Below are 12,518 nucleotides of genomic sequence, written 5' to 3'. Positions count from 1 at the left end.
CAAGTGCGACATGCCGCCACAAATGGTCCGCGGGACATCGGCGATGGATTGTGCGAAAAGCCGAAAATGCTGCATCATACGCCACTTATCGCGACCATTGTTGCAGGGCTTGGACTGGCTTTTGTGTTCGGTGCCCTCGCCCAGCGGTTCCGCCTTCCACCGTTGGTGGGCTATCTCCTCGCGGGAGTTGCGGTCGGTCCCTTTACACCCGGCTTCGTTGCGGACCAGTCACTGGCAACCGAGTTGGCGGAACTAGGCATCATCCTGCTGATGTTCGGGGTGGGCCTGCATTTCTCTCTCAACGATCTTCTGTCTGTTCGCGCCATCGCGCTGCCCGGTGCCGTCGTCCAGATTGCTGTCGCAACGCTGATGGGGCTTGGCTTGGCCGTCGCGATGGGATGGACGGCCGGAGCGGGCCTCGTGTTCGGACTGGCATTATCGGTCGCCAGCACCGTCGTACTGCTTCGCGCGATGCAGGAACGCCGGTTGATGGATACCGATCGTGGCAGGATCGCCGTCGGCTGGCTGATCGTGGAAGATCTCGCGATGGTGCTCGCGCTCGTGCTGCTTCCGGCACTTGCGAGCGTGCTCGGCGGGAACGGCGATGCACAGGCCGCCGGTCCGCTTGCGGCGCGCCTTGGTCTTGGACTCACGGGCACGTTATTGCTCACAGTCGCCAAGGTCGGCCTGTTCATCGCCCTGATGCTGGTGGTGGGACGCAGGCTGATCCCGTGGATCCTGCATTACGTTGCGCACACTGGCTCCCGCGAATTGTTCCGGCTTGCCGTGCTGGCGATCGCGCTCGGCGTTGCATTCGGCGCGACCAAGCTGTTCGACGTCTCGCTCGCGCTCGGCGCCTTCTTCGCCGGGATGATGCTGACGGAATCCCCGCTCAGCCAGCGCGCCGCGCAGGAGTCATTGCCGCTGCGGGACGCTTTTGCGGTGCTGTTCTTCGTTTCCGTCGGCATGCTGTTCGATCCGATGAGCGTGGTCCGCGAACCGTGGCCCCTGATCGGCACGCTCTTCATCATCACCATCGGAAAATCCGTGGCGGCCTTCCTGATCGTGCTGGCGTTCCGGCACCCCGTCGCTACGGCGCTGACGATCTCCGCCAGTCTCGCCCAGATCGGAGAGTTCTCCTTCATTCTGGCGGAGATTGGTGTTGTATCCAATCTGCTCCCGAAGGAAGGTCGCGACCTGATCCTGGCCGGATCGATCCTTTCGATCATGCTCAATCCGCTGATCTTCGCAGGCGTGGACTGGCTGATACCGCGCCTCGATCAGAGGCCATCTCGTCGCTGGAGACGGCCGCTCCTGCCGCCCGCGAAACGATCCCGGTCACGAGCCTGACCGGTCATGCGATCCTGGTCGGCTATGGCCGGGTCGGAAACATCGTCGGCAACGCCATGAAGCAGGCGGGCCAGCCGTTCCTCGTCATCGAGGATGCGGATGCGATTGTCACCGGGCTCAAGCAGAACAACATCGAGGCGATCATGGGCAATGCGGCCCGCGCCGACGTGCTCGCCGCAGCCAATCCGTCCGCTGCCCGATACCTGGTGGTTGCGATTCCCGAGGCGTTCGAAGCCGGACAGATCGTTCAGCAGGCGCGCGTTGCCAATCCGAATATCCGGATCATCGCCCGCGCGCATTCGGACGCCGAGGTCGAGCATCTCACGCGACTGGGCGCTGATACCGTCATCATGGGCGAGCGCGAGATTGCACGAGCGATGATCGAAAACCTGCAGCGTCTGCCCGAAACGCAGCAGATGGAACCGCAGCGCGCGCCAACCGTGGTCGCCTTGCATGGTGTTCCAAAAGCGCCGGCAGATCGCTAGTATGCCGCCGTCTCGCGTGGGAACGCTGCCGACGGAAGAGGGGATAGAATGGGCGCACTGGCGGAGCTGAAGCGGATCATCGAAACCGAATCCATCGATGGGATCCACTTGTTGAACAGTCCGCACGACAACCCGATCTGTTCGCTCTCATATGATGAAAGCATTCCCTGCATCGCGGTGGTGTGGCGGAAATACGCGACCAGCGCCCAGCTTCGCTTCGTCCATGAGATCATCCTCAACATGCTCACGCAGCATGCCGCCGACAGGATCCTGGGCGATGATTCGGATTTGCCGATCGTCCACGCGGAAGATCAGAAGTGGATCGTGGAAGATTGGCTGCCGCGGGCGCGCGCGGCGGGTTTGAAGGCTGTCGCTACCGCCGTGTCGCTGACATTCTTCGGCAAGGTCTCGATCGGGAGCATCCATTCGAAACTGGCCAAAGAAATCGCGATCAAGGATTTTCACAGCATCCACTCGGCCCGCCTGTGGCTCGGCAGCCTGGGCCCGCAGCAATTGGCATAGCGTCATTTCGCGGCGTGCTTCTCGACGTGCGTCGCGAGCCAGTCGATCAGCCAGTCGGCGACTTGCAAATTATTCTTGTCCTGCATCAGCATGTGGGAGTTGCCGTGGATGCCGACGTCCGGCAGCGCGACAACTTCGGCGTCAACACCGGCGGCCTTCGCGGCCTGAACGAAGCTCCTGCAGCCTTCCAGCCGCTTGCTCCACACTTCCGACTGGCTGACGAAATCGCCAAACAGCACCAGCGTCGGGATCTGCTTGAGCGCGGTCATGTCGAAGTCGGTGCCGGGACATGCGCCGGGCTCGATCGAGATGATCGCAGTTATTCCCTTCGGGCTCATCGCAGCCGTCTGGAACGGGAAGATGCCGGATTGCGAATGGCTGACGAGCACCGTCTTGCCAAGCCGCTCAGACAGTTCGGACAGCGCTTTCACGGTCGGGACCGGCGGCGTCATCGAATAGTGCCAATCGGGCACCATCTGCTTCCAGAACTCGTCCTGTGCCTCCAGTGGAAACTGCAGTCCGGGAAACACCTTCGGATATTCGGTGCCGAAGCGGAAGATCGCCCAGGCCGGCTCGTGACCGGCCGAGATGAAGGCCGGCAGCGCGCCAGGCGCGGCCTTGCCCGTTTTCACGACGTTGACTGCTACGGGGCTCGCGGCCGAACGCCCGCGCCAAGCCTGATCGATGACGTAGACGGAAAAGCCGCGGCGCAGGAAATATTCGTCCCAGCCCATCCGGCCGTCGGGCGTTGTCTCCCAGCTCTTGCCGGTGAGGCAGCATCCGTGGATCAGCGTGATCGAATAGTCCTTGGGCTGCAGCGGGGTCTGGTAGCGGACATACATCTGGTCGACGGTGATCGTGCCCGTCGCGCCGAAATTCGCAATGGTCGACAGCGCGTCACTCTTCACCTCGCGACCGCCGACAAAGAAGCTGCCCTGCTTGGCGATGGTGAGCGGACCGGATGGCGGCGGCGCCTCCGAGGCGTGTCCCGCCGCGAGAAAATTTCCCGAAAGAATGAAGACAAGGACCAGGCGCTTCAGCATGGGTGTCCCCCTATGTTTGTTTTTAGTCCGAGAGCGTGACGTCGACGCGTTTACGATTGCACTCCCCACATCCGCACGGTGCGGCGCTCGATCAGGCGGAAGACCAGGTTCTCAACGAAGAGACCGATCAGGATCACCGTCAACAGGCCGGCGAACACCGCGGGGATATCGAGCACGGTGCGGCTTTCATAGATGAACCAGCCAAGCCCGCCCTTTCCGGACGCGACGCCGAACACGAGTTCGGCGGCGATCAGCGTACGCCAGGCAAATGCCCAGGCCACCTTCAGCCCGGTGAGGATCGATGGAAACGCTGCAGGGATCAGGATCTTCAGGACATAGGGCAGGCCGCGCAGGCCATAGTTGCGCCCGACCATCCGCAGCGTCGGCGACACCGCGAGGAAACCCGCATGAGTATTGAGCGCGACCGCCCACATCACCGAATGCACCAGCACGAAGATCAGGCTGGCCGCCCCAAGCCCGAACCAGATCAGCGCCAGCGGCAGCAATGCGATTGCCGGCAGCGGATTGAACATCGCGGTCAGTGTCTCCAAAAGGTCCGTGCCCAGCCGCGTGTTGATCGCGAGTGCCGTCAAGATCCCCGCAAGCGCAATTCCGATCGCATAGCCCAGCAGCAGCACCTGCAATGAGGTCCAGGTGCGCGCGATCAGCGAGCCGTCGATGATGTGATCGAACAAGGCCTTCAACGTGTCCGATAGCGTCGGGAACAGCAGCGTGTCGTCGAGGTAGCGCGCATAGGCTTCCCAGATCACGGCCAGCACGATCAGGATGAGGCCCTTGCGCAGCGCGGCATTGTTCCAGAGCCGTTCGGCGATCGACAATTGCCGTTCGACCTCGGGCTGGTCCATGCCATCATTCATGACGGCGGTCGAACTCAGGATGATGCGCGGTGCGTTCACGAGGTAGTTTCCTGGTGGGCGCCGGCGCCTTCTGCGGCAAACAGGAGATCGTCGATCTGCTTCTCCAGTTCGCCGGCGCGCCGGCTGTCGCCGCCGACGGCGGCCACGTCCTCGATCTCGGCCTTGACGCGGCCGGGATGCGGCGACAGCAGGAGGATGCGGCTGCCGATCCGGATCGCCTCCGCGATCGAATGCGTCACGAACAGGACGGTGAAGTGCGTATCGGCCCACAATTGCAGGAGTTCATCCTGCATGCGCCGCCGGGTCAGCGCGTCCAGTGCGGCGAAGGGTTCGTCCATCAGGAGGATGTCGGGCTCCATCGCCATGCCGCGCGCGATCGCGACGCGCTGCTTCATGCCGCCCGAAAGCGTGTGCGTGTAGCTATCCGCGAATTTGGTCAGGTTGACCTTGGCGATATAGGCGCGGGCGCGGTCGTTGGCTTCCGCTTTGGAGAGTTTGCGCGCGACGCGGAGCGGGAAGGCGACATTCTCGGCGACCGTCTTCCATGGCAGGAGCTGGTCGAACTCCTGAAACACCATCATGCGGTCGGCGCCGGGGCCATCGACCTTGCGGCCGTTGATGCGGATACTGCCTTCGCTCGGAAACAGATAGCCGCCGACGGCCTTGAGCAGGGTCGACTTGCCGCAGCCGGAGGGGCCGAGCAGCACGTAGCGATCACCGCGCTCGACGTGGAATTTGACGCGATGGGTAGCGGTCACCAGCGATTGCGGCGTCTTGTAACGCAGCGTCACGCGGTCGACGTCGAGAAGCGGCTCAGCCATGTCCTTGCCGATGCTGGAAGCGGCGACGCTTGCGCTCAATCATGAAGACCTCCCAAGCGACGCGTCAGGAACCCTGCAAGTGGTGGATCGCCGGCGCATAATAGTCTTTCCAGCTCGCGGGCTTGGTCTTGATCAAGCCGATCCTGTTCTGGAATTCGGCGAACTTCATGCTGTTGCGCGGAGCGAGCTCGAAGATGTTCTGGGGATCGCGCAGCATGCCCTCGACGAAGTCGAGCGGGAAATTGAGATTGTCGGCCTTGATGTAGGTCTGCGCCATGCCGCGCGGATCGTTCTTGAGGAGGTCCATGACCTCCGACAGCGCCGCGAGCAGCGCCTTCGTCGTCACCGGGTTCTTCTCGAAATACGCCGTCGAGCCCCAGATGGTGCCGAACACATGCGGGCCGCCGAGCACGTCGTAGGAATCGAGGATCTTGCGCGCCTTGCCGCCCTCGCGCTCCTGATACATGAACGGCGCCGAGGTGAAATGCGCTGAAATCTGCGACTTGCCCGACAGCATCGCGATCACGCCGTCCGGCGGCGATATGAACACGGTCAGATGATCGAGGCGCGCATACTGGTCGATGCCCCAGAGCCGCGCCGCTTCCATCTGCAGCACGATCGCGTGATAGGACGTCTTCACGCCGGGCAGGCCGATGCGGTCGTTGTCGGCGAAATCGGCGACCGATTTGACCGCGGGGTTGATGGTGTCGAGCTGCATCGGCTGCGTGGTGATGGCGCACAGCGCCTGGTATTTGCCTTTGGTCTTGTCCCACAGCGTGAGCAGCGAGGTCAGCGCGCCGCTGGTCATGTCGGCATTGCCCGAGATCACCGCGTCGGACGTCGCCGTGCTGCCGCTGACGACGCGCACGCTGACAGTGGGCTTGTCGATGCCCGCCGCCCTCAGGTGCTTGTCCAGGAGGTTCAATTCCATCATCAGGGTCAGCGGCAGATGTCCCATGCCGGGCTGCCGCACGATCCTGATCTGTCCTTCCTCCGCGCGCGCGGGCGTCGACGTCTTCACGATGAGCGCCGGAGCTGCGAGCAATGCAGCACTTCCCATAAGGGTGTGTCGTCGCGTGATGATCAACTGCCCCTCCCTCGATCTGTTGTTACGTCCGTTGTTGGCGGGCAACATCAGACCGGTCATGGCAGATGTCAACGCTTCGCCCGTGCGGGAAGCGGCGCAAAGCGAGATTCTTCCTGCTTCGATTTACGAAAGATATCGGAGTGCTAGCTTTTCGATATTACACGATGCGCGCGGGGCGTCTGTCGGCTTTCGCGGCCGTGAACGCTCAGCGAAGCGGGACGATCTTTGCCTGCGCCTTGGCGCGTTCGTTCACCGTCTTCGATGGCACCAGATGCGGTGCATCCGCGCCGCCGAGATTGCAGGCCACGTCGATGAAGCGCTGCATGAGCGCCGGCATGCTGCGATCGCGCATCGCGATCATGAGCCAGCTTTCCGCGTCGATGCCTGCGATGGGGCGGCTGGAGACGCCCGGTATCGCCATGCACGTATAGCACTCCGGCAGCACGGCAATGCCGAGGCCGGCCGAGACGAGGCCGAGCACGGTGTTGAGCTCGCGCGCTTCCTGCTCGATGCGAGGCGTGAAGCCGGCCGCACCGCACAGTGTCATCAGATGTTCGTGCATGCCGCAATTGACGACGGGTTCGACGCCGACAAACGGCTGATCGACCAGCTCGGTCATCTCGACCGGGGCGGTGGACGCGGCGAGGCGATGGGTCGACGGAAAGAACAGCCGCGAGCGGTCGCGCCACAGCGGCATCAGCTTGATATTCCGGTTCTTTTGCAGCGCGGCCGGCGGCCGCAGGATGCCGAAATCGATCTGGTCGTCGGCGAGGGCCGCGAATTGCGAGCCAGTTCCCAGGTGCTGCAACTCGATCTGCACGTCGGGATGGCGGCTGCGGAAGGCGCGCAGCATCTGTGCGAAGGCCTCCCGCATCGGAACCGAGCTGGTGAAGGCGAGGCGAATGGTGCCGGCCTCGCCGCGGCCGGCGCGGCGCACCGCCTCGGTGGTCTGCTCGAGCTGCTTCACTGCGCGCCGCGCATTGTCCAGCAGCACCTCACCGGCCGGCGTCAGCTCGACCTTGCGCCGATTGCGGCTGAACAGCGCCGTTCCGACCTCGGCCTCGATCGCCTTGATCTGGATGCTGAGCGGCGGCTGACTGATGTTCAGGCGCCGGGCGGCGCGGCTGAAGCTGAGCTCTTCTGCCACCGCGATGAAATAGCGAAGCTGGCGATAATCCATCTTCTTATAGTCAAAACGTATAGCCGGACTGTCAATATCATATTGGACGGAATGGGTCGGCTGCGCCTACACCGGCGGAAACCACCGATAATTCGAGGAACGCCCTACCGAAGGCCCCGTCCCATGATCATCGATACGCATCTGCATTATTGGGAACGATCCACCCCCGAGCGCCCGCACGATCCCAACGGGATCCATTGGGGCGAGGAGATGCTCGCGGAGGATCTCTTGAAGGAGGCCGACAAGGCCGGCGTCACCCATATCGTCCAGGTCACGGCGTCGCTGATGGGTTACGACAACCGCTATTCGCTGGAAGCGGCGGCGAAACACGGGGACCGGGTGGTCGGCGTGTTCGGCCGCTTCGATCCGCTCTTGCCGGACAATGAGGGTCGGCTCAAGCAGTTCATGGCGCAGGAGGGCATGCTGGGCGTTCGCATCACCCTGCACCAGCCCCCCTATAATAGCTGGCTTCGGCAGGGCCTGCTGAATGACTTCCTCGCCGCGATCGAGAAGCTCCAGATTCCGCTTGAACTGTTCGCGCCGTACCAGACCGAAGAACTGCACGACGTCGTGAAGCGCTATCCGGGCATCCTGATCATGCTCGACCATATGGGGCTGCGCCGCATGCCGCCCTATACCGATCGGTACTGGAACTGGCCGGAAATCCTCAAGCTCGGCGAACAGCCGAACATCTGGATGAAGGTATCGTATTTTCCCGAGGCCGCACCGGATAACGAGAAATACCCGCATCCGACCTCGAAGCAGCGTTTCCGCGAACTCTACGAGCACATCGGTCCCGACAAGATGATCTGGGGATCGAACTATCCGCCGGTGCTGCGCGCCTGCACCTATCCGCAGGCTGTGACGTTCATCAGCGAGGAATGCGATTTCCTTGACGAGGCTGATCGCAAGGCGATCTTCGCCGGCAACTTCATCAAGTACATCAAGCAGGCCGGCGGCCGCGATCTCTTCAAATGATAACCGGAATGGCAAGGGAGGAGAGGCGATGATTGGATTCCAGATTTGCAAACGCACGCGCAAGGTCGGTGCCGGCACGGTCGCGAAATTCCGCGAGCTGCCGGTCGCCAATATCAGTGACTCGATGTCGCGGATGACTGCGGGCGGCGCGGCGCTGCGGCCGATCCACAGCGAGGGCGTGCTTGCCGGTCCGGCCTTCACGGTGAAGACGCGCCCCGGCGACAATCTGATGGTGCACAAGGCGATCGACATCGCCGAGCCCGGCGATGTGATCGTGGTCGACGGCGGCGGCGATCTCACCAATTCGCTGATCGGCGAGATGATGGCGGCACAGGCCGAGCGGCGCGGGATCGCCGGCATCGTCATCTACGGCGCGATCCGCGACTACGGCACGCTGCACGCCGGCACCTTCCCGGTCTATGCCGCCGGCGTCACCCATCGCGGCCCCTACAAGGATGGCCCCGGCGAGATCAACGTGCCGATCGCGATCGACGGCATGGTGATCGCGCCCGGCGATCTCATTGTCGGCGACGGCGACGGCATCGTTTGCGTGCCCTTCGATGTCACGGCTGAGGTGCTGAAGGCGACCGAGGCCAAGCACCAGGCCGAGATCAAGCAGCTCGCTCTGATCAAGGAGGGCAAGCTCGACCGCTCCTGGGTCGACGCCACGCTGACCCGGCTCGGTTGCAGGATTGACGTTTGATCGCGACGTCGCACGCGACGTTGGCAAGGGAGTATGCTGTGTTTGCTTTTTCCGGATCGGTTCACCCGAACGGCTGTTCGTGTTGCAGCGGCTCACTGGTTTTCCAGGCCGTGATGGCTTCCGGCAGGCCTTCTTCCGTCTCGTCTCCGACGAATATCGAGGCGACGGAAGGGCTGCGCCGCGCACAGGCCTCGAGCGGACCGATCATCGACTGCCACGGGCACTACACCACGGAGCCGCAGCCACTGCTCGACTGGCGCAAGCGCCAGATCGCGGCGATCGGCGACGGCTCGCAGATGCCTTCGGTCGATGAGCTCAAAATCAGCGACGACGAGCTGCGGCAATCCGTCGAAGGCGCGCAGCTCCGGCTGCAGCGCGAGCGCGGCACTTCAGTGACGCTGTTCTCCCCGCGCGCCTCGGGCATGAGCCATCACATCGGTGACGCCGCGGTCAGCGAGGCCTGGTCGCGGGTTTCGAACGACCTGATCTACCGGCTCACAAAACTCTATCCGAAGAATTTCATCGGCGTCTGCCAGTTGCCGCAGTCGACGGGCGTCGCGCCGAGGAACTGCATCGCTGAGCTGACGCGGTGCGTCGAGGGGCTCGGCTTCGTCGGCTGCAACCTCAACCCGGACCCGAGCGGCGGCTACTGGAAGGATCCGCCGTTGACCAACCGCTGGTGGTATCCGCTCTATGAGAAGATGGTCGAGCTCGACGTGCCCGCGATGATCCATGTCAGCGCCGCCGCCAATCCGGTTTTCCACACCACCGGCAGCCACTACATCAACGGCGATACCACCGCCTTCATGCAGCTCCTGATGTCGGACCTGTTCAAGGATTTTCCGACACTGAAGCTGATCATCCCGCATGGTGGCGGCGCGATTCCCTATCACTGGGGCCGCTACCGCGGCATCGCGCAGGACCAGAAGCGGCCGCCATTGTCCGAAAGCGTGCTGAAAAACGTGTTCTTCGACACCTGCGTCTACCATCAACCCGGGATCGACCTGCTGACCAAGGTGATCCCGGCCGAGAATATCCTCTTTGCCTCAGAGATGCTGGGCGCAGTGAAGGGCATCGATCCCGAGACCGGTTTCAACTACGACCACACGCGGCGTTACATCGATGACTCGACGCTGCTGAGCGCCGACGAGAAGCGCGCGATCTTCGCCGGCAATGCGCGACGCGTGTACAGCCGCATTCCCACCGGTATCTTCAATTGAGACGGGAGCGCGCATTGATCACGGACTCGCAGGTTCATCTCTGGGAAGGGCATCGCCCTGATCGACCCTGGCCTCCGGAACAGATCGGCAAGCCGTCCTTCGTCGCCGTGCCCGGTGCGCGGCCGCATCGCCCCGAGCCGCTCGGCGCGGATGAATTGATCGGGATGATGGACCGGACCGGCGTCGACCGCGCGGTGATCGTGCCGCCGTCGCCGGTCGGCGATTCCAACGACACCGCACTGGAAGCGGCGCAGCGCTTGCCCGATCGGTTCGCGGTAATGGGCCGTTTCAATCCGGACGAGGCCGGCGCGCGTGAGCGGCTGCAGACCTGGCTCGACCAGCCGGGGATGCTCGGCATCCGCATGACCTTCTACAAGCCGCAATGGGCGCGGTGGCTGGTGCCCGGCACCATCGAATGGTTCTGGTCGGACTGCCAGCGCTTGGGCATTCCGCTGATGGCGCTCGCGCCCGGCCTGCTCAAGGAGATCGCAGCGCTGGCCGGACGCTATCCGGGCCTCACCATCATCCTCGATCACATGGCGCGGCAGAGCGCGCTGCGCGATGAAGCCTGTTTCGCCGATCTCGACGAATTGCTTGCGCTGGCGCGGTTTCCGAACATCGCGATCAAGGCGAGCTCGCTGCCTTGCTACACCGACAGTTCCTATCCGTTCGCGAGCCTGGAGCCCTATCTGCGGCGAACCTTCGAGGCATTCGGCGCCGATCGCATCATGTGGGGATCGGACCTCACGCGCCTGCCGTGCTCCTATCTCGAATGTCTCGACCATATGCGGCGCGAGCTTCCGTTCCTGACCGAGGACGACCGCAGGCTCGTTCTCGGCGGCACTGCCGCCGCTTTGCTGCGCTGGCCCGAAACAGGCGGCGCCGTCCAACCAGCAACATCGAACGAGGCTCGCCCGTGACCGACCAGATCAACCGACGCACTGTCCTGTCGCTGCTTGCCGGCGCTACGCTGGCGCCTGGCCTGCCCAGGATGGCTCGCGCGGCCACCTATCCCGAGCGCCCGATCCATGTCGCGGTGCCGTTCTCCGCGGGCGGCGCGGTCGATATCGTCGCGCGCACCGTGATGCGGCAGGCCGGCCCGCAACTTGGCCAGCCGATCGTGATCGAGAACCGGCCGGGCGCCAGCGGCAACATTGCGACCGGCTTCGTCGCCAAGTCCGATCCCGACGGCTACAATGTCCTGATCGCCGCCAACAACCTCGCGACCAATGAGGCGCTGTTCGACAGCCTGCCGTTCAATGCGGAGAAGGACCTCGAACCGGTCGCGCTGGTCGGCTATTCGCCCTTGATCCTGGTGGTGCAGCCGCAATTCGAGGCCAAGACCGTCAAGGACATCGTCGACATGGCCAAGGCGGCGCCGGACAAGCTGACCTTTGCCTCCGCCGGCACCGGCACCTCTGGCCATCTTGCGGCGGAGATCTTCAAGCAGGTGACCGGCATCCAGGCGCTGCACGTGCCCTACAAGGGCGGCGCGCAGGCGATGGTCGATATCATCGCCGGCCGCGTCTCCTTCATGTACGTCGATCCCGTGCAGGGCATGCCGCAGATCCGCGCCAACCAGCTCCGGCCGGTCGCGGTCAGCTCGCGCGAGCGGCTGGTGCTGTTGCCGGAAGTCCCGACGGTCACCGAGGCCGGCTTCCCCGGCGTCGAGGCCACCGTCTGGTGGGGTTTTCTGGTTCCGGCCCGCACGCCCAAGGAGATCGTGGTGCGGCTGAACAAGGAGATCGACCTCGCGCTCGCCGATCAGAAAGTGAAGGACAGCCTCCGTGAGATGGGCGCCGTGGTCAAAGGCGGATCACCGGAGGATTTCCGCGCCTTCATCAAGTCCGAGACCGAACGCTGGGGCAACATCATCCGCACCGCCAAGATCAAGGCTGAATGATCTTTCGCGCCGCCGCTCAGCAGCCGCGGCAGATGCTGCGCAAACTCTTGTAGACCTCTTCGTCATCGCGCCGCATCTGCTGCAGCGATTCCATCGGCTTGCTGTCGTAGGTCGGCTCTGGCTTGCGCTTGGCTGCCAGCGTCGCGGCTTGCCGCTCGTAGCAGGCCTCCCGCTCGGTCTTGGCCTGAATGAAGCGGCATTGCTCGATTTCCGCCGAAGCCGGGGCGATGCCGACCATGAGGCCGAGGGCCATGGGGATGAGAAGTTTCAAGATCGTCCGTCCTTTGTCGGCCCTTTGTTTCAGTTCCGTGAAGTGGGAGCAACATCAACTTTGCGCGCGAGCCATTT

General features: G+C 63.5%; 12 protein-coding genes and 1 pseudogene. 7 read left to right on the top strand and 6 right to left on the bottom strand.

The features are described 5' to 3' along the window. Nucleotides 1-66: 66 nt before the first annotated feature. Nucleotides 67-1,835, top strand: a pseudogene (ybaL, locus tag ACVJGD_RS27695) (YbaL family putative K(+) efflux transporter). A gap of 48 nt (nucleotides 1,836-1,883) precedes the next feature. Further along, nucleotides 1,884-2,357 carry a hypothetical protein gene (locus ACVJGD_RS27690; RefSeq protein WP_456637209.1) on the top strand — a complete coding sequence of 158 codons (474 nt, stop codon included), beginning with the start codon at nucleotides 1,884-1,886 and terminating at the stop codon, nucleotides 2,355-2,357. Nucleotides 2,358-2,359: 2 nt separating this feature from the next. On the opposite strand, the gene ACVJGD_RS27685 is transcribed toward ACVJGD_RS27690, so the two are convergent. The 5 genes from ACVJGD_RS27685 to ACVJGD_RS27665 all read right to left on the bottom strand — a co-directional run bounded on the left by ACVJGD_RS27685 (nucleotide 2,360) and on the right by ACVJGD_RS27665 (nucleotide 7,366). After that, nucleotides 2,360-3,400: an esterase gene (locus ACVJGD_RS27685; protein ID WP_456637208.1), complete on the bottom strand. Its 1,041-nt coding sequence runs from the start codon at nucleotides 3,398-3,400 to the stop codon at nucleotides 2,360-2,362. Between the two features lie 50 nt (nucleotides 3,401-3,450). After that, nucleotides 3,451-4,317 (bottom strand): ABC transporter permease, encoded by an 867-nt coding sequence (locus ACVJGD_RS27680; protein ID WP_456637207.1) that lies wholly within the window; start codon nucleotides 4,315-4,317, stop codon nucleotides 3,451-3,453. Continuing rightward, nucleotides 4,314-5,099, bottom strand: coding sequence for an ABC transporter ATP-binding protein (locus ACVJGD_RS27675; protein WP_456640394.1), 786 nt, complete (start codon nucleotides 5,097-5,099; stop codon nucleotides 4,314-4,316). The genes ACVJGD_RS27680 and ACVJGD_RS27675 overlap by 4 nt, the downstream gene beginning before the upstream one ends. Nucleotides 5,100-5,163: 64 nt before the next feature. Further along, nucleotides 5,164-6,246 carry an ABC transporter substrate-binding protein gene (locus ACVJGD_RS27670; RefSeq protein WP_456637206.1) on the bottom strand — a complete coding sequence of 361 codons (1,083 nt, stop codon included), beginning with the start codon at nucleotides 6,244-6,246 and terminating at the stop codon, nucleotides 5,164-5,166. Between the two features lie 145 nt (nucleotides 6,247-6,391). Continuing rightward, on the bottom strand, nucleotides 6,392-7,366 hold the full coding sequence (locus tag ACVJGD_RS27665) for a LysR substrate-binding domain-containing protein (protein ID WP_456637205.1): 975 nt from the start codon (nucleotides 7,364-7,366) through the stop codon (nucleotides 6,392-6,394). A gap of 123 nt (nucleotides 7,367-7,489) precedes the next feature. Between ACVJGD_RS27665 and ACVJGD_RS27660 the strand changes: the two genes are divergently transcribed. From ACVJGD_RS27660 to ACVJGD_RS27640, 5 genes are read left to right on the top strand one after another with little or no spacing between them, the layout of a single operon-like run. Further along, the gene (locus tag ACVJGD_RS27660) at nucleotides 7,490-8,344 is read left to right on the top strand and encodes an amidohydrolase family protein (protein ID WP_456637204.1); all 855 of its coding nucleotides are present in this window, start codon (nucleotides 7,490-7,492) and stop codon (nucleotides 8,342-8,344) included. 28 nt (nucleotides 8,345-8,372) lie between these two features. After that, nucleotides 8,373-9,047 carry an RraA family protein gene (locus ACVJGD_RS27655; protein WP_456637203.1) on the top strand — a complete coding sequence of 225 codons (675 nt, stop codon included), beginning with the start codon at nucleotides 8,373-8,375 and terminating at the stop codon, nucleotides 9,045-9,047. 38 nt (nucleotides 9,048-9,085) lie between these two features. Beyond that, the gene (locus tag ACVJGD_RS27650) at nucleotides 9,086-10,267 is read left to right on the top strand and encodes an amidohydrolase family protein (protein ID WP_456637202.1); all 1,182 of its coding nucleotides are present in this window, start codon (nucleotides 9,086-9,088) and stop codon (nucleotides 10,265-10,267) included. 14 nt (nucleotides 10,268-10,281) lie between these two features. Further along, nucleotides 10,282-11,187, top strand: a complete 906-nt coding sequence (locus tag ACVJGD_RS27645; protein ID WP_456637201.1) for an amidohydrolase family protein — start codon at nucleotides 10,282-10,284, stop codon at nucleotides 11,185-11,187. Further along, on the top strand, nucleotides 11,184-12,170 hold the full coding sequence (locus ACVJGD_RS27640) for a Bug family tripartite tricarboxylate transporter substrate binding protein (RefSeq protein ID WP_456637200.1): 987 nt from the start codon (nucleotides 11,184-11,186) through the stop codon (nucleotides 12,168-12,170). The genes ACVJGD_RS27645 and ACVJGD_RS27640 overlap by 4 nt, the downstream gene beginning before the upstream one ends. A 16-nt stretch (nucleotides 12,171-12,186) precedes the next feature. On the opposite strand, the gene ACVJGD_RS27635 is transcribed toward ACVJGD_RS27640, so the two are convergent. Continuing rightward, nucleotides 12,187-12,441, bottom strand: coding sequence for a hypothetical protein (locus ACVJGD_RS27635; RefSeq protein WP_456637199.1), 255 nt, complete (start codon nucleotides 12,439-12,441; stop codon nucleotides 12,187-12,189). Between the last annotated feature and the right edge of the window lie 77 nt (nucleotides 12,442-12,518).

The organism is Bradyrhizobium sp. USDA 10063, from assembly GCF_054063735.1.
This window is presented reverse-complemented; position numbering and strand designations above follow the sequence as displayed.

Excerpts from the sequence above, each read along its gene's own strand:
- ACVJGD_RS27660 (WP_456637204.1), top strand. The coding sequence starts at position 7,490 with ATGATCATCGATACGCATCTGCATTATTGGGAACGATCCACCCCCGAG.
- ACVJGD_RS27675 (WP_456640394.1), bottom strand. The coding sequence starts at position 5,099 with ATGGCTGAGCCGCTTCTCGACGTCGACCGCGTGACGCTGCGTTACAAG.
- ACVJGD_RS27670 (WP_456637206.1), bottom strand. The coding sequence starts at position 6,246 with ATGACCGGTCTGATGTTGCCCGCCAACAACGGACGTAACAACAGATCG.
- ACVJGD_RS27655 (WP_456637203.1), top strand. The coding sequence starts at position 8,373 with ATGATTGGATTCCAGATTTGCAAACGCACGCGCAAGGTCGGTGCCGGC.
- ACVJGD_RS27690 (WP_456637209.1), top strand. The coding sequence starts at position 1,884 with ATGGGCGCACTGGCGGAGCTGAAGCGGATCATCGAAACCGAATCCATC.
- ACVJGD_RS27685 (WP_456637208.1), bottom strand. The coding sequence starts at position 3,400 with ATGCTGAAGCGCCTGGTCCTTGTCTTCATTCTTTCGGGAAATTTTCTC.
- ACVJGD_RS27665 (WP_456637205.1), bottom strand. The coding sequence starts at position 7,366 with ATGGATTATCGCCAGCTTCGCTATTTCATCGCGGTGGCAGAAGAGCTC.